Annotated in this window: 2 protein-coding genes and 2 pseudogenes; all 4 read right to left on the bottom strand. The window is 75.4% G+C overall.

The annotated features are described in order from the left end of the window. A partial coding sequence (locus ACZ7DL_RS38270; RefSeq protein WP_470781590.1) for a type I polyketide synthase occupies positions 1-3,689 on the bottom strand: 3,689 nt, incomplete at its 3' end. Between the two features lie 51 nt (positions 3,690-3,740). After that, positions 3,741-6,656: pseudogene (locus ACZ7DL_RS38265) on the bottom strand (type I polyketide synthase); the annotation flags it as partial. Between the two features lie 69 nt (positions 6,657-6,725). Continuing rightward, positions 6,726-6,779: pseudogene (locus tag ACZ7DL_RS38260) on the bottom strand (hypothetical protein); the annotation flags it as partial. Between the two features lie 34 nt (positions 6,780-6,813). Further along, the gene (locus ACZ7DL_RS38255) at positions 6,814-18,480 is read right to left on the bottom strand and encodes a type I polyketide synthase (protein WP_470781589.1); all 11,667 of its coding nucleotides are present in this window, start codon (positions 18,478-18,480) and stop codon (positions 6,814-6,816) included. Between the last annotated feature and the right edge of the window lie 66 nt (positions 18,481-18,546).

The raw sequence follows: 18,546 nt of genomic DNA, 5'->3' as shown, positions 1-18,546 counted from the left end.
GCGTCCGTGTCGCCGACGAACGCGGCCAGCCGCTCCGCCTGCCCGGCCAGCGAACCCTCCGAGGCCGCCGACACCACCAACGGCACCGGGCCGTCGGCCGGGGCCGCCGGCTCCGGGGCCCGCTCCTCGGGGGCCTGCTCCAGGATGAGGTGGGCGTTGGTGCCGCTGATGCCGAAGGAGGAGACGCCGGCCCGGCGCGGGCGGCCGGTCTCCGGCCACTCCCGGGCCTCGGTCAGCAGCTCGACGGACCCGGCGGACCAGTCGACCTGCGGGGACGGCTGCGCCGCGTGCAGGGTCGGGGGCAGGACGCCGTACCGCATCGCCTCCACCATCTTGATGACACCGGCGACACCGGCGGCGGCCTGCGTGTGCCCGATGTTGGACTTCACCGAGCCGAGCCACAAAGGCTGTTCGCGGTCGCGTCCGTACGTCGCCAGCAGCGCCTGCGCCTCGATCGGGTCGCCGAGCGCCGTGCCGGTACCGTGCGCCTCCACCACATCCACGTCCGACGGCGCCAGGCCGGCGGTCGCCAGGGCCCGGCGGATCACCCGCTGCTGCGAGGGACCGTTCGGGGCCGTCAGGCCGTTGGACGCGCCGTCCTGGTTGATGGCACTGCCGCGGACCACCGCCAGCACGCGGTGGCCGTTGCGCCGGGCCTCCGACAGGCGCTCCAGGACGACGATGCCCACCCCCTCGGAAAGGATCGTGCCGTCGGCTTCCGCGGAGAAGGCCTTGACCCGGCCGTCGGCGGCGAGGCCGCGCTGGCGGGACATGCCGAGCACGCCGATGGGCGAGCCCATCACGGCGACACCGCCGGCCAGCGCCAGCGAGCACTCGCCGTTGCGCAGCGCCTGGGACGCCAGGTGCATCGCGACCAGCGAGGAGGAGCAGGCGGTGTCCACAGTCACCGCGGGGCCCTCGAAGCCGAACACGTACGACACCCGGCCGGAGGCCACGCTGCCCGCGGTCGCGGTGGTGACGTAGCCCTCCAGCTCGGGGGGCATGTTGCTCAGGGACTCCAGGTAGTCGTGGATGGAGACGCCGGAGAAGACGCCGACGTCGGCGCCGCGGGTCGCGCTCGGGTCGATGCCGGCGTTCTCCAGGGCCTCCCAGGTCGCCTCCAGCAGCAGCCGCTGCTGCGGGTCCATGGCCAGGGCCTCGCGCGGGGAGATGCCGAAGAAGTCGGCGTCGAACTCGGCGGCTCCGTGCAGGAATCCGCTTCTGTGGACGTAGGAGGTGCCGGCCTTGTCGGGGTCGGCGTCGAACAGCTCGTCCAGGTTCCAGCCGCGGTCGTCGGGGAACTCCGTGATGCCCTCGCGGCGTTCGAGCACCAGCCGCCACAGGCCGGCCGGGTCGGTGACACCGCCGGGCAGCCGGCAGGACATGCCGACGATGGCGATGGGCTCGTCCGGGTCGGTCGCGATGACGGCGGGGGCGGCGGCGCCGGCCGTGCTCTCGCCGAGTTCCTCCCGCAGATGTCGGGCGAGCGCCACCGGGGTGGGGTAGTCGAAGATGAGCGTGGCGGGCAGCTTGACGCCGGTGGCGGCGGAGAGCCGGTTGCGCAGTTCGATCGCGGTGAGCGAGTCGAAGCCGATGTCGCCGAAACCGCGGGTTCCCTGGGCGAGTTCGGGTCCGCTGAAGCCCAGCACGGCGGTGGCCTCGGCCTGGATGATGCCCAGCAGGACGGCGTCCTGCTCGGCTTCGGGCAGTCCGGCGAGGCGGCGCAGGAGTCCGCTGCCGTCGCCGGCCGCGTCCCGGGCGGAGCGCCGGCCCACCCGGACCAGTCCGCGCAGCAGGTGCGGGACGGTGCTGCCCGCGGCGGCGTCGGAGCGCAGCGCGCGCAGGTCCAGCTTGATCGGGACCAGCAGGGCGCGGTCGGCGTGGAGTCCGGTGTCGAGGAGGGCGAGGCCCTCCTCGGGGCTGAGGGGGAGCACGCCGCCGCGGCTCATGCGGGCCTGGTCGGTCTCGCTGAGGTGGGCGGTGAGGCCGGCGTTCTGCTCCCACAGGCCCCAGGCGAGGGAGACGCCGGGCAGGCCGGCGGCCCGGCGGTGGGCCATCAGGGCGTCCAGGTAGGCGTTGGCGGCCGCGTAGTTGCCCTGGCCTGCCGAACCGAGCAGGGCGGCCGCGGAGGAGAAGACCACGAACGAGCGGATCCCTGGGGCGAGTTCGCGGGTCAGCTCGTCCAGGTGCCGTACGGCGGTGGCCTTGGGGGCGAAGACCCCGGTGATCCGTTCCTCGGTCAGCGCGCTGATCACACCGTCGTCCAGGACGCCGGCGAGGTGCACCAGGCCGGTCAGCGGGTGCTCGGCCGGGATGTCCCGCAGCAGCGCGGCGACCGCGGCGCGGTCGGAGACGTCGCAGGCGACGACGGAGACGGCCGCGCCGAGGCCGGTGAGCTCGGTGGTGAGGGCGGCGGCGCCGTCGGCGGCCGGGCCGCGCCGGCCGGCCAGCACCAGGTGCCGTACGCCGTGCCGTTGGACCAGATGCCGGGCGACGAGTCCGCCGAGCGAGCCGGTGCCGCCGGTGACGAGAACGGTGCCGTCGGGGTCGAAGGCGGCGGCCGGCGCGTCGGCGGGCTCCTCGCCGTCGGTGGCGGCGGTGTCGGCGGTGGCGGCGGTGGCGGCGGTGTCGGCGCGGACCAGGCGGGGCGCGGACAGGGCGGTGCCCCGGACGGCGAGCTGTGGTTCGCCGGCGGCGAGGAGCTGGGCGAGGACGGGGCCGGCTCCGGTGGCGGCGGCCGGGTCGAGGTCGACCAGGATCACCCGGTCGGGGTTCTCCGCCTGGGCGGCGCGGACCAGGCCCCAGACGGCGGCGCCGGCCGGGTCGGTGACCGCGCTGTCGCCGCCCGCGGCCACCGCGCCCCGGGTGGCCACCAGCAGGCGGGCGGCTTCCAGTCCGGGTGTGGCCAGCCAGGTCTTCAGGACGCTCAGGACGCGGCAGGTGAGGGTCTGGGCGTCGGTGCCGTCGCTGTACGCGTCCAGGACGGCCGCGCCGGGGGTGTTCTCGCGGGCGGCGAGCGCGGTCACGTCGTCGGTGTCGGTGACGGGCACCCAGGTGGGTGCGGTGGTGGCGCCCTCGGCGGCGGGCAGCTGCACCCAGTCGACGGCGAACAGGGTGTCCCGGCCCGCGCCGGCGGCGGCGCCGAGCTGCTCCGCGGAGACCGGCAGGGACACCAGGGAGTCCATGGTGAGGACCAGGGCTCCGGTCTCGTCGGCGGCCTGGAAGGACAGGGCGTCGGGTCCGGCGGGTGCGACCCGCACGCGCAGGGCGAAGGCGCCTTCGGCGTGCAGGACGAGGCCGTTCCAGGCGAACGGCAGGACGTTGCGGTCGTCGTCCGGGTTGGCGAAGGCGTTGGTGTGCAGGGCGGCGTCGAGCAGGGCCGGGTGGATCGCGAACTTGTCGGCGTTCTCCCGGTGGTCCTGCGGCAGGGCCGCCTCGGCGAAGAGTTCCGTGCCGCGCCGCCACACTCCGCGCAGGCCCTGGAAGGCGGGGCCGTAGGCGTAGCCGCGGGTGACGAGGTCGGTGTAGAAGTCGTCGAGGGGGACGGGTTCGGCGCCGGGGGGTGGCCAGGCGGCGAAGTCGACGGCGGGCGCCGTGAACTGGGCGGGGGTGCCGGACAGCAGGCCGGTGGCGTGCCGGGTCCACTCGCCGTGGCCGTCGTCGCCGGCATCCTCGCGCAGCGAGTACACGTCGACGGTGCGGGAGCCGTTGGGGCTCGCTCCGCCGACGGCGACCTGGACGCGGACGCCGCCCTGCTCGGGCAGGACCAGGGGTGCCTCGATGACGAGTTCCTCGAGGGTGCCGCAGCCGAACTCGTCACCGGCGCGGACCGCGAGGTCGACGTAGACGGTGCCGGGGACGATGACCACGCCCTGCATGGCGTGGTCGGCGAGCCAGGGGTGGGTGCGCAGGGAGAGGCGGGAGGTGAAGACCAGCCCGTCCGACTGCGGCAGCGGGACGACCGCGCCGAGCAGCGGGTGCTCGCTGCCGGTCACCCCGAGGGAGGCGGCGTCTCCTCCCTTGGGGGTGAGCTGGATCCAGTAGCGGCGCCGGTCGAAGGCGTACGTGGGCAGGTCCACGTGGGCGGTGCGGGCGGTCTCGGGCAGGATGCCCCGCCAGTCGACGCTCACGCCGCTCACGAAGAGTTCCGCCATGGAGGTGAGCAGCCGGCGCAGGCCGCCTTCGTCGCGCCGCAGCGAGCCGGTGACGACGGCGTCCGCCGCGTCGGCGATCTCGGTGATCGGCTGGACGAGTACCGGGTGTGCGCTGGACTCGACGAACACGGTGTGGCCCTCGGCGAGGAGGGTGGCGACGGCGGGGCCGAAGCGGACCCGCCGGCGCAGGTTGCGGTACCAGTAGTCGCCGTCCAGCACGCCGGCCTCGCGCACCCATTCGCCGGTCACCGTGGACAGGAACGGGATGGTGGGGGCGGCGCCGCGGATGTCGGCGAACGCCTCGGTGAGGGCCTCCTGGACGGCCTGGACGTGCCGGCTGTGCGAGGCGTAGTCGACGGCGATGCGCCGAACCCGCACGCCTTGGTCCTCCAGCGTGTCCAGGACCTCGTCCAGGGCCTCGGCGTCACCGGCGATCACCACGGAGGCGGGGCCGTTGACGGCGGCCACCTCCACCCGGCCGGCCCACCGCTCCAGCCGGGCGGTGACGTCGTCCTCGGTCAGCGCGACGGACGCCATGCCGCCGAGCCCGGCCAGCCGGCCGCGGATGACCTGGCTGCGGACGGCGACGATGCGGGCCGCGTCGTCCAGGGTCAGCGCGCCGGCCACGCAGGCGGCGGCGATCTCGCCCTGCGAGTGGCCGACGACCGCGTCCGGTACGACGCCCACGGAGGCCCATACGGCGGCCAGCCCGACGGCCATGGCGAAGCTCGCGGGCTGGACGACGTCCACGCGGGTCAGCAGGCCGGGGTCGGCCTCGCCGCGCAGGACGGCCCGAAGGTCCCAGTCGACCCAGCGTTCCAGGGCCTGGGCGCACTCCTCGATCCGGGCGGCGAACACCGGTGAGGAGTCGAGGAGTTCACGGCCCATGCCGATCCACTGGGTGCCCTGTCCGGGGAAGACGAGGACGGTCTTGCCGGCGCCGGCCGGGGTGGTGGTGCCTCGGAGGGCGCCGGCCGTCTGCTCGTCGCGGGCGAGCGCGGTCAGGGCGGCCAGGGCCTCGTCGTGGGTCTGCGCGACCACGACGGCGCGTTCGCTCAGCACGGCGCGCCGGGTGGCGAGGGTGCCGGCGACGGCCGTGAGCGGGGTGTCCGCGGCGCCCTCCAGGAAGGCGGCGAGGCGGTCGGCCTGGCCGGTGAGCGAGGCGGCGGAGGCCGCCGTCACCACCAGCGGCAGCACACCGTCCGGTGCCGGGGGCGCCTGCTCGCCGGCCTCCTCCTCGGGGGCCTGTTCCAGGATCAGGTGGGCGTTGGTGCCGCTGGCGCCGAACGAGGACACGCCGGCGCGGCGCGGGCGGCCGGTCTCGGGCCACTGCTGGGCGTCGGTGAGCAGTTCCACGGCGCCCGCGGACCAGTCGACCTGTGGGGTGGGGGCGTCGATGTGCCGGCTGGGCGGCATCAGGCCGTGGCGCAGCGCCTGGACCATGTTGATGACGCCGGCGACACCGGAGGCGGCCTGGGTGTGGCCGATGACGGACTTCACGGAGCCGAGGCGCAGCGGCTGTCCGGCGGGCCGTCCCTGGCCGTAGGTGGCGAGGATCGCCTGGGCCTCGATGGGGTCGCCGAGGACGGTGCCGGTGCCGTGGCCCTCCACCATGTCGATGTCGGCGGCGGTCAGGCCGGCGCCGGCCAGCGCCCTGCGGATGACGCGCTGCTGGGAGGGGCCGTTGGGGGCGGTCAGGCCGTTGGAGGCGCCGTCCTGGTTGATGGCCGAGCCGCGGATGACGGCCAGGACGCGGTGGCCGCGCTCGCGGGCCTGGGAGAGCGTTTCGAGCAGGACGACCCCGACGCCCTCGGCCCAGCTGGAGCCGTCGGCCGTGGCGGCGTAGGACTTGATGCGGCCGTCGAAGGCGAGGCCGCGCTGGCGGGCGAAGCCGACGAAGCCGCCGGGGGTGGACATCACGGTGGAGCCGCCGGCGAGCGCCATGGAGCACTCGCCGCGGCGCAGCGCGTGCATGGCGAGGTGGATGGCGACCAGGGAGGAGGAGCACATGGTGTCGACGGTGACCGCCGGGCCCTCCAGGCCGAGGGTGTAGGCGACGCGGCCGGAGGCGACACCGCCCGCGCTGCCCAGCGCCCGTTCCAGGCTGAGGAAGCCCTCGTGGCCGCTGAGGTCGGGGGCGTAGTCCTGGTGGACGATGCCGGCGAAGACGCCCGTGTCGCTGCCGCGCACCGAGTGCGGGTCGATGCCGGCCCGTTCCAGCGTCTCCCAGGACACTTCGAGCAGTTGGCGCTGCTGCGGGTCCATGGCGAGCGCCTCGCGCGGGGAGATGCCGAAGAAGGCGGCGTCGAACTCGCCGGCGTCGTGCAGGAAGGCGCCTTCGCGGACGTAGGTCGTGCCGGGGTTGTCCGGGTCGGGGTGGTAGAGGCCCTCCAGGTCCCAGCCGCGGTCCTCCGGGAACGCCGTGTAGACGTCGGTGCCGTCGGTCACCACCCGCCACAGGTCCTCGGGGGTGCGGATGCCCCCCGCGTACCGGCAGGCCATGGAGACGATGGCGATGGGCTCGGCAGCGACCGCCGCGAGCTTGCTGTTCTCCTGCTGCAAGCGCGCGTTCTCCTTGAGGGAGGCGCGCAGCGCGTTGACGATCTGGTCGTCCGGGCCCGACATATCCGTCCTCCGTGGTGCGTCCGCTGTCATGGGGTCAGCTCGTCCTGCCCAGAGCACGCTGCACGAGATCGGCAACGTCCATGGCGTCGATCAGGGTCTCGTCGTCCTCGGCCGGGGCCGCCGCTTCGGGCGTCTCGGACGCCGGGGCGTCCTCCGTGTCCACGAGGCCGAGCAGGGTGTCCAGCACGCCGGCTTCCCTGAACCGGGCGAGGGGGACGGTGGCGAGGGCTCGCCTGAGGTCGTCCTCCCGCCCGTCGAGCCCGTCGTCCACGTCCCGCAGCAGCTCGGAGCGGAGGTAGCCGACGAGGGCGTCCGGCGTGGGGTAGTCGAAGATGAGGGTGGCGGGCAGCCGCAGGCCGGTCGCCACGTGGAGGCTGTTGCGCAGGTTGACGGCGGCGAGCGAGTCGAAGCCGACCTCCTGGAATGCCTGGAGGGGGCCGATGCTCTCGGCGCCGCTGTGTCCGAGGACCGTGGCGGCGTGTCCGCACACCAACCGGAGCAGGATGCGGTTCTGCTCGGCGTCGGGGACGTCGCGCAGGGACTCCACGAGACCGGCGGTGGTGTCGCCGTTCTCGGTGTCCGGTTGGGTGGCCCGCAGGGCGGCCTGCGCCTCGGGCAGGTCGGCGAAGAGCGGGCTGGGCCGGACCGAGGTGAACGCCGGGATGAAGGCGCCCCAGTCCATGTCGACCACCGTGACGGTCTTCTCCTGGGCCTGGACGGCCTGTTCGAAGGCGGTGACGGCGATCTGCGGCGCCATCGGCAGCACACCGCGCCGGCGCAACTGGGTGAGGGTGTCCTCGTCCATGCCGACGCCGATCTCGTCCAGGGCGCCCCAGGCGATCGCGGTGGCCGCGTGTCCGTGGCCGCGCCGCCACTCCACGAGGGCGTCGAGGACGGCGTTGGCCGCGCCGGACACGCCCTGCCCGCCACCACCCCAGATGCCGGCGATCGAGGAGAACACCACGAACGCGTCGAGCGGGGTGTCCGCGAACCGCTCGGCGAGCCGCCGGGCCGGGTCCACCTTGACGGCGAAGACCTCGGTGAGTTCGGGTACGCCGGTGTCGTCCACGGAGCTGGTCCGAGCGATGTCGGCGGTGTGCACGACGGCGGTGAGCGGCTGCTCCGCGGGGCTGTCGGCGAGCAGGCGGTCGAGTGCGGCCCGGTCGGTGTCGGCGCAGGTGTCGATGGTGGTGCCGGTGCCGGTGGCGGCCACTTCGGCGCGCAGCGCGGCGACGGCGTCCTCGGGTGCGCCGGCCGTGGTGGTGACGACGAGCCGCTGGGCGCCGGAGCGGGCGAGCCACAGGGAGGCGTGCCGGCCGAGGCCCTCGGCGCCGCCGGTGACCAGGACGGTGCCGCGGGGCTGCCAGCCGGAGCCGGCGGCCGGGTCGGGGGCGGTCTTGCGCAGCAGCCGGCGGGTGTGCACGCCGGACCTGCGCACGGCCAGCTGGTCGTCGTCGCCGGCGGTGTCGAGCGCGCCGAGCAGATGGCGGACGGTGCGGGTGTCGAGGGTCGCGGGCAGGTCGATGAGCCCGCCCCAGCGGTCGCCGCGTTCCAGGGCGGCGGCCCGGCCGATGCCCCAGACGGCCGCCTGGGCGGGCGCGGTGACGGTGTCCTGGATGCCGGTGCTGACCGCGCCGCGGGTCAGGCACCACAGCGGCTGGGTGGCTCCGGCGTCGCCGAGCGCCTGGACCAGCGCGAGGGTGGCCGCGGTCAGCGGGACGGGGTCCTGCGGGCCGTCCGCGCCGCCCGGGTCGAGCGCGAGCAACGACAGCACACCGCTGACGGCGTGTTCGGCGAGGGCGCCGGACAGGCGCTCGCCGAGCCGGGCGCGGGTGGCGTCGCCCGCGGCGATCTCCAGCGGTACGACGTCCAGGCCCTGCGCGGTGAGTTCCCGCAGCAGCTCGGCCGGTGCCGGGCCCTCCGGTACGACGGCCAGCCAGGTGCCGCCGGGCACGCCGGCGCCCTCCTGGTCGAGCGGTCGCCAGGTGACGTGGTAGCGCAGCTTCTCCGCCGCCGAGCGCTCGCGCCGCCGGCCGCGCCAGTCGGCGAGCACCGGTACGACCGTGCGCAGCGCGTCGCGCTGGTCGGCCGCGGCCAGGTCGAGCAGCTGGGCGAGGGAGTCGGTGTCGGCCTGTTCGACGGCGGCCCAGAAGTCGGTCTCGGCGCCCTCGGCCGCGGGGGCGTCGTCCGGGCCGCTCTCCGCCTCGCGCAGCCAGAAGTGCTGCCGGTCGAAGGCGTACGTCGGCAGGTCGAGGTGGGCGTCGCGCGCCTCGGCGGGCAGGACGCCCGTCCAGTCCACGGCCACGCCCTTGACGAACAGCTCGGCCATCGAGGCCAGCAGCCGCCGCAGACCACCCTCTTCGCGGCGCAGCGAACCGGCGGCGACGGCACGCAGCCGTACGGTGTCGTCGGCGGCCTCGTCGAAGATCTCGTTGACCGGCTGGACGAGGACCGGGTGGGCGCTGGACTCGACGAACACCGTGTGGCCCTCGGCGAGCAGGGCGCTGACGGCCGGGCCGAAGCGGACCTGGCCGCGCAGGTTGCGGTACCAGTAGCCGCCGTCCAGGACACCCGCCTCGCGGACCCACTCGCCGGTCACGGTCGAGAAGAACGGCACGACCGGTGCCTGGCTGCGGATGTCGGCGAACGCTTTGTCCAACGCCCCCTCGATCGCCTCGACGTGGCGCGTGTGGGAGGCGTAGTCCACGGCGACCCGGCGCACCCGCACGCCGTCCGCCTCCAGTACGGTCAGCGCCTCGTCCAGCGCTTCCGCGTCACCGGCGACCACGACCGAGGAGGGCCCGTTGACGGCGGCGAGCTCGACTCGCCCGCTCCACGCGGCGATCCGGGCGACGGCGTCCGGCTCGGGGAGCATCACCGAGGCCATCCCGCCCCGGCCCGCGAGCTCACCGGCGATCACCTGACTGCGGACGGCCACGACGCGCGCCGCATCCTCCAGCGACAGCACACCGGCCACGCAGGCGGCGGCGATCTCGCCCTGCGAGTGACCGACCACCGCGTCCGGTACGACGCCCACGGACGCCCACACGGCCGCGAGGCCGACATTCACGGCGAAGCTCGCCGGCTGGACGACGTCGACCCGCCCCAGCAGATCGACGTCACCGCGCAGGACGGCCTTCAGGTCCCAGTCGGTCCACGGCGCCAGAGCGCGGGCGCACTCCTCGATCCGCTCCGCGAACACCGGTGAGGACTCCAGCAGTTCACGGCCCATCCCCGGCCACTGCGAGCCCTGGCCGGGGAAGACGAGCACGGTCCTGCCGGGGCCGCCGGAGCCGGCGACGGTTCCGGTCACGACGAGGGGGCTGCTCTCGCCGCGGGCCAGCGCTGCCAGCCCGGCCAGTGCCTCGGCCCGGGAACCGGCGACGATCACGGCCCGCTCGGACAGCAGGGCCCGCCGGGAGACGAGCGCGCCCGCGACTTCGGCCGGAGCCGTGTCCGCGTCGCTGCCCGTGCCCGTGCCCGTGTCCGTGTCCGTGACGAACGCCGCCAGGCGTCCGGCCTGGGCGGCGAGGGAGGCCGTGCTGCGGGCCGACACGACCAGCGGTACGACGCCGGCGGGGACCGCCGGCCGGGCGGCCGGCCCGGTCTCGGGCGCCTCCTCCAGGATGACGTGCGCGTTGGTGCCGCTGGCGCCGAACGAGGAGACGGCGGCCCGGCGCGGCCGGCCGTCGCGGGCCCATTCCCGCGTCTCGGTGAGCAGTTCGACGGCGCCCGCCGACCAGTCCGCCTGCGGGGTCGGCTCGGCGACGTTCAGGGTGGCGGGCAGCACGCCGTGCCGCATCGCCTCCACCATCTTGATGACACCGGCGACACCGGCGGCGGCCTGGGTGTGCCCGATGTTGGACTTCACCGAGCCGAGCCACAGCGGCTTGCCGGGGTCCCGGTCCTGGCCGTAGGTGGCCACCAGCGCCTGGATCTCGATCGGGTCGCCGAGGACGGTGCCCGTACCGTGGCCCTCCACCACGTCGACGTCCGCCGGGGTCAGCCCGGCCGCGGCCAGCGCGCTGCGGATCACCCGCTGCTGGGAGGGCCCGTTGGGGGCGGTCAGGCCGTTGGAGGCGCCGTCCTGGTTGACCGCGCTGCCGCGCAGTACCGCCAGCACGCGGTGGCCGTTGCGCCGCGCCTCCGACAGCCGCTCCAGCAGGACCACGCCGACGCCCTCGGCCCAGCCGGTGCCGTCGGCGGTGGAGGAGTACGCCTTGCAGCGGCCGTCGGCGGACAGGCCGCGCTGCCGGGAGAACTCCAGGAAGGCGTCCGGGCTGGCCATGACGGTGGCGCCGCCGGCGAGCGCGAGGGAGCACTCGCCGCCGCGCAGCGCCTGGGCCGCGAGGTGCATGGCGACCAGGGAGGAGGAGCAGGCCGTGTCCACGGTCACCGCGGGGCCCTCGAATCCGAACACGTACGCCACCCGGCCCGAGGCCACGCTGGAGGCCGTACCGGTCATGACGTAGCCCTGGACGTCCTCGGGCACCTGGCGCAGCCGGGTCACGTAGTCGTGGTGGACGATGCCGGTGAACACGCCGATGTCCTGGCCGCGGGTGGACAGCGGGTCGATGCCGGCCCGTTCCATGGCCTCCCAGGAGGTCTCCAGCAGCAGCCGCTGCTGCGGATCCATGGCCAGCGCCTCGCGCGGTGAGATCCCGAAGAGTCCGGCGTCGAACCGGGCGGCGTCGTGCAGGAAGCCGCCCGCGCGGGTGTAGCTGGTACCGGGGTGGGCCGGATCGGGGTGGTAGAGCTTGTCGGTGTCCCAGTCGCGGTCGGCCGGGAAGCCGGAGATGGCGTCGCGCCGGTCCATGACGAGCTGCCAGAGTTCCTCGGGGCTGGTGACGCCGCCGGGCAGCCGGCTGCTCATGGCGATGATGGCGATCGGCTCGTCCGGGTCCGCCGTGCCGCGCCGGGTGACGGCGGGCGTCTCCGGGCGGGTGCCGAGGAGTTCGCCGCGCAGATGGTCGGCCAGCAGGGCGGGGGTGGGGTGGTCGAAGACCAGGCTGCTGGGCAGGCTGACGCCGGTGAAGTCGTGCAGCCGGTTGCGGAGTTTGACCGCGGTGAGCGAGTCGAAGCCGAGGTTCTTGAACGGCTGCCCCTCGTCGAAGCCGTCCGTGCCGCGGTGCCCGAGCACGACCGCGGCGCTCTCCCGCACCAGGTCCAGCAGGACCCTCCGCTGCTCCGCGTCGGCGAGACCGGCCAGCCGGGCGGCCAGTTCGTTGCCGTCGGCGGCCGGTTCCCGGCGGATCACACGCCGGGCCGGGGCGGAGCCGAGGGTGCCGGCCGGGGCCTGGGCACGCCCGGCCGCCGCCCCGCCGGCTTCGCGCGCCGGGTACTGCCCGTTGCCGGACCCGTGGTGCGCGGCCGGGACCGGAACGTCGGTGCCTGTGTGGAGGGGTGTGCCATCCGTGGCGCCTGTTCCGAGGGTTGCGCCGTCCTTGGCCGCAAGATCGGGGTCCGTGGCGGGGGTTGTACCATCCGTGGCCTCAACCTCGGCGCCGCTGCCGAGAGTTGCGCCGTACAGGGCCGTCACCTCGGCGTCTGTTCCGTCGGTTGCCGTGAGCCGTACCGGGCCGAGCAGGGCCACGGGCCGGCCGGCCGGGTCGGCCAGTTCCACCAGGTGTCCGTCCTCGTGGGCCGGGGTGACGCGCACCCTCAGTTCGGTGGCGCCCACCGCGTACACGGCGAAGGCGGCGCACTCCGCCAGGGCGCAGGTGTCCGCGTCGAGGCGTGCGGCCTCGGCCGCGACCCGCAGCGCCGTGTCGAGCAGCATCGGGTGGAGGGTGAACGCCTCTTCCTCGCCGTCGAGTTCGGCCGGCAGGGCGATGTCGGCGAGGATCCGGGCGTCCTGCCGCCACACGCCGCGCACCCCGGTCAGGGTGCTCTCCTCGGCCGGCTCGTCGGGCCGGCCGAGCGGGTCGAAGGCATGGGCCGGGACACCGGTCACCAGCGTGGCCCGGGCGTGCCGGAGCCAGGGCTGGCCCTCCTGCCCGGCCGGCCGGCTGTGCACGGCGGCATCGCGCGCCCCGTCGGGGCCGGGGGCGTCCACGAAGACGCGCAGCTGGAGGTCGCCGTGCGCGGGGACGACGAGGGGTGCGTCGAGGGTGATCCGCTCGACGGTTCCGCCGCCGGCCTCGTCGCCGGCCCGGACCAGCAGCTCCAGCAGCACGGCGGCCGGTACGGTCACGGCACCGCCGGTGTGCGCGCCCGGGAGCAGGCCGGGGCTGCGCCCGGACAGCCGGCCGGTGAGGACGACGCCGGTGCCGCCGTGGGTGCCGGGGATCTCCACGACACCGCCGAGCAGCGGGTGGCCGGCGGACCGGGCGCCGAGCGCCTCGGCGTCGGAGGCGGTGCCGCCCTCCACCCAGTACCGCTGGTGCTGGAAGGCGTAGGTGGGCAGGTCGGGGCCGACGGCCGGCTCGGGGCGGCCGAGGACGGCGGTCCAGTCGACGGGTACGCCCCGCACGTGCAGTTCGGCGAGCGCGGTGCGTACGGAGGTGTCCTCGGCGGTGTCGCGGCGCAGTGTGGTGACGCAGCCGCGGGTGTCCGGTCCGAGTGTGCCGTGGGCCATGGCGCTGAGGACGCCGCCGGGGCCCAGTTCGAGGTGGGTCACGACGCCCTGGTCGCGCAGGGTGGTGACGGCGTCGGCGAACCGCACGGCGTGCCGGGCCTGGTCGACCCAGTACTCGGGGGTGGCGAGCAGCCCGTCCTCGGCGAGTGCGCCGGTGAGCGTGGAGACGACGGGCACGCTGCTCGGCCGGTAGCGGAGCCGGGCGGCAACTGCGGCCAGCTCGTCGAGCATGGGCTCCATCAGCGCGGAGTGGAAGGCGTGGCTGACGGTCAGCCGCCGGGTGCGGTGGCCGTCCTGGGCGAGGCGCCCGGTGACGGCGAGTACGGCGTCCTCGGCGCCGGACAGGACCAGCGCGTCCGGCGCGTTGACCGCCGCGATCCCGACGGTGCCCGGTGTCCCCGAGAGCAGCGGTGCCACCTGGGCCTCGGTCGCCTCCACGGCGATCATCGCCCCGCCCTCGGGCAGGGCCTGCATCAGCCGGGCGCGGGCCGCGACCAGTTCACCGGCGTCCGCCAGGTCGAGGATGCCGGCGGCGTGGGCGGCGGCGATCTCGCCGACCGAGTGGCCCGCGAGGAGGTCGGGCCGTACGCCCCAGGAGGTGAACAGCCGGAACAGCGCGGTCTCCAGGACGAACAGCGCGGTCTGGGTGTACAGGGTCTGGTCGAGCAGGGCGGCCTGTTCGGTGCCGGGCTCGGCGAACACCACGTCCTTCAGGGGGTGGGCGAGGCCGTCCAGGTGCCGTTCCACGGCGGCGCAGGCGGCGTCGAAGGCGTCGCGGAACACCGGGTGTGCGGTGGCGAGTTCGCGGCCCATGCCGGCCCACTGGCTGCCCTGGCCGGTGAAGAGGAAGGCGAGCTTGCCGTCCACCGGGCTGCCGGTGACGGTGTCCGCGTCGGCGGTGCCCGCGGCGAGCGCGCGCAGGGCGTCGGTGAGCTGCTGCCGGCCGGCGGCCAGGACGACCGCACGGCGGTCGAGGTGGGCGCGGGCGGTGCCGAGTGCGTGCGCCGTCGCCCCGAGCGGCGTTCCGGCGCGGTCCGCCACCCAGTCCGCGAGCCGGCCGGCCTGCCCGCGCAGCCCGCCGGGGGTGCGGGCGGAGACGGGGAAGAGGAGGAGGGAGGTGCCGTCGACCGGGGCCGGTCCTGCGCTGTCCGTCCTCTCGGCTGCGGGTGGCTGCTCCAGGACGAGGTGGGCGTTGGTGCCGCCGATGCCGAAGGCGGAGACGCCGGCGCGGCGCGGGCGGCCGGTGTCCGGCCAGGGGCGGACCTCGGTGAGGACCTCGACCGCGCCCGCCGACCAGTCGACGTGGCGGGAGGGCCGATCCACGTGCAGGGTGCGGGGCAGCAGGCCGTGCCGCATCGCCATGACCATCTTGATGACGCCGGCGACGCCGGCCGCGGCCTGGGTGTGCCCGAGGTTGGACTTCACCGAGCCGATCCACAGCGGCTCTTCGCGGTCCTGGCCGTAGGTGGCGAGCAGCGCCTGTGCCTCGATCGGGTCGCCGAGGACCGTACCGGTGCCGTGCGCCTCCACCGCGTCCACCTCGGACGTCGAAAGACCGGCGCTCGCCAGCGCCTTGCGGATCACCCGCTGCTGCGAAGGACCGTTCGGTGCCGTCAGCCCGTTCGAGGCGCCGTCCTGGTTCACCGCGCTGCCCCGCAGCACGGCAAGGACCTGGTGGCCCTGGCGCTCGGCCTCCGAGAGCCGCTCGACCAGCAGCACGCCCACGCCCTCGGACCAGCCGGTGCCGTCCGCGCCGTCCGCGAACGCCTTGCACCGCCCGTCGGGGGCCAGGCCGCGCTGCCGGGAGAACTCCACGAACGTCTCGACGTTGCCCATCACCATGACCCCGCCGGCGAGCGCCATGGAGCACTCCCCGTTGCGCAGCGCCTGGGCCGCCAGGTGCAGGGCGACCAGGGAGGAGGAGCAGGCGGTGTCGATGGTGACGGCGGGACCCTCGAAGCCGAAGTGGTAGGCGACGCGGCCGGAGACGACGCTGCCCGAGCCGCCGGTGAGCCGGAAGCCCTCGGCTTCGGTCGAGTGGTGCATCCGCACGGTGTAGTCGTGGCTGTTGACGCCGACGAAGACCCCGATGTCCCGGCCGCCCAGCCCGGTGGGATCGATCGCGGCGCGTTCGAACGCCTCCCAGGACGTCTCCAGCAGCAGTCGCTGCTGCGGGTCCATGGCGAGGGCTTCGTTCGGGGAGATGCCGAAGAAGGCGGCGTCGAAGCCGGGCGCGTCGTCGAGGAACGCGCCGTGCCGCACGTACGTCGTACCGGTCTTGTCGGGATCGGCATCGTAGAGCCGGTCGATGTCCCAGCCGCGGTCGGCGGGGAACTCCGTGACCGCGTCGACCCCGTCGGCCACGAGCCGCCACAGGTCCTCGGGGCTGTGCACCCCGGCGGGGAAGCGGCAGGCCATCGCGACGATCGCGATCGGCTCGTCGGGCGCGGCGGGGCCCGCGACGGGCCTCTGGCCCGCGGACGCGGTCGCGGCTGCGGTGTCGCCGACGAGCCGGGCCCGCAGGTGCGCGGCGAGCGCGGTGGGCTTCGGGTAGTCGAAGACGACGGCCGAGGGCAGCGTGAGACCGGTGGCGGTCGCCAGCCGGTTGCGCAGTTCCACCGCGGTCAGCGAGTCGAACCCGGCCTCCTTGAAGGCCCGGTCGGCGCGGACGGCGTCGGCGGTGCCGTGGCCGAGGACGTCGGCGGCGTTGCGCCGGACGAGGTCCAGCAGCAGTGCGCTCTGGGCCGCCGCGTCCAGTGTGGTGAGGCGGTCGCTCAGGCTGCGGTCGGCGGCCCCGGCGGCACGGGCCGGCGTGCGCGGTGTGGGCGCGAGGCCGCGCAGCAGGGGGGCCACGGGAGCGGTGCAGGCTGCCGAGCGGAGGGCGGGCAGGTCCAGTTTGGCGGCCACCGGGGCGGCGGGCAGCCCGCTGCCGGGGCGGAGGGCGAGGTCCAGCAGTGCCATGCCCTCGGCCTCGGACAAGGCGGCCATGCCGAGCCGCCGGTTGCGGTGCAGATCGGCGGCGCCGAGGTGCCGGGTCAGGCCGCTGGCCCGCTCCCAGTAGCCCCAGGCGAGCGAGACGCCGGGCAGGCCCTGCTCACGGCGGTGCCGGGCGAGCGCGTCCAGCGCGGCGTTGGCGGCGGCGTAGTTGGCCTGGCCGGGGTTGCCGAAGACGTTCGCGGCGGAGGAGAACAGTACGAACGCCGCGAGGTCGAGGTCACGTGTCAGTTCGTCCAGCAGCAGGGCCGCGTCCAGTTTGGGCCGCAGTACGGTGTCGACGCGTTCCGGGGTGAGCGCGGTGACCACGCCGTCGTCCAGGACACCGGCGGTGTGCAGGACGGCGGTCAGCGGGTGGGCGGCGGGCACCGCGTCCAGGGCGGCCGCGAGTTGGGCCCGGTCGGCGGTGTCGCAGGCGACGAGCGTGACGGTGGCGCCCAGCGCGGTCAGCTCCTCGCAGAGCGCGGCCGCCCCGTCCGCCGCGGGACCGCGCCGGCCGAGCAGAAGCAGATGGCGGATGCCGTGCGCGGTGGCCAGGTGCCGGGCGGTCAGCGCGCCGAGCGTGCCGGTGCCGCCGGTGATCAGGACGGTCCCGTCCGGATCGAGCGCCCGCCCCGGCCACGAGGTGCCGTCCCCCGCCGGAACGCCGGCCCGGACCAACCGGGGCGCCTGAACGCCCCCGTCCCGTAGCCGTGTCACCGGTTCACCGCAGGCGAGCAGGCCGGGCAGCGCGGAGCGGACAGCCGCCTCCGCCTCCTGCCCGCCGTCCGAGGCGTCGGTCTCGACCAGCAGGATCCGGCCCGGGTGCTCGGACTGCGCGGAGCGCAGCAGCCCTTGTACGGCGGACGCGGCGAGGTCCGTGCCGTCCGCGGCGGCGGCCACGACCAGCCGGGTCCGTTCCAGGGCGGGGTCGGCCAGCCACGCCTGCAGCACACCGAGCGCGGCGGCGAGCGCCGTACGCGGATCCGTGACCGCGCGGTCGGGCTCGTACAGCAGCACGTCCGCGTCCGCCGCCCGGGCGGTGACGTCCTCCGCGCTGCTGACGCCGACGGCGGACGGCGTACCGTCCCCCGCCGGAAGCGGCAGTTCCGTCCAGTCGACGCGGAACAGCGCGTCGTGGGCGAGGGCCTCGGCGAGCCCGGCCCGGGCCGGGTCGAACGGCTCGGACAGCACCGCGTCGACGGCCAGCACGGGCCGCCCCGCCGGGTCGGTCAGGTCGAGCCGGGTGCCCTCTCCGGCCGCCCCCGCCGACCGTACGGTGACCGTGGTCGCCCCGGACGCGTGCAGGCTGACCCCGCGCCAGGTCACCGCGTGCGTCCCGGCGGGCAGCGCCGTGCGCACGGCCGTGTCGAGCAGAGTGGGGTGGACGCCGTACCGGTCGGCGTCCCCGGTGGCCTCGCCGAGGGCCACCTCGACGCCGGGCCCGTCGGCCGGCCGGTGACCGCCCGTCACCCCGGCGGGCGCCAACGTGCCGTGCGCGTGTCGCGTCCAGACGGCGTCCAGCGCGGAGTCGGCGGGCCGCGAGTACACCTCGACGGTACACCGCCCGGTCTCGTCGGCCTCACCCACGACGGTCTGTACACCCCGGCCCCCGCGCACCGGCAGAACAACGGGCCGGTCCACGGTCAGCTCCGCCACGACCGGCACACCGGCCTCGGCGCCGAGCCGGACCGCCAGCTCGACCAGAGCGGCGTTCGGCACCAGGACCGCGTCCTCCCCGACCAGATGCTCGGCCAGCCACGGCTGCGAGCGCAGCGACCACCGCGAGGTCGTCATGAACCCCCCGGAGTCGGGCCGCCCGACCACCGCGCCGAGCAGGGGGTGATCGGCGCCCGCCTGCCCGAGAGAGGCCGCGTCCGCCGCGGGAGCGGTCTTCAGCCAGTAGTGGCGGTGGTCGAAGGCGTAGGTCGGCAACTCCACCTGCGTGGCATCGGCACCGGCGGGCAGGACACCCGTCCAGTCGACCGGGACGCCCTTGACGAACACCTCGGCCATCGACGCCAACAGCCGCCGCAGCCCGCCCTCCTCGCGGCGCAGCGAACCGGTGACAACGGCCTCGGCATCGGCCTCGTCCACGATCTCGTTGACCGGCTGGACGAGGACGGGGTGGGCGCTGGACTCGATGAACACCGTGTGGCCCTCGGCGAGCAGGGCGCTGACGGCCGGGCCGAAGCGGACCCGGCCGCGCAGGTTGCG

Source organism: Streptomyces sp. NPDC036984 (genome assembly GCF_055607665.1).
Note: the sequence above shows the minus strand (reverse complement) of the source record. Positions and strands in the feature narration are given on the sequence as shown.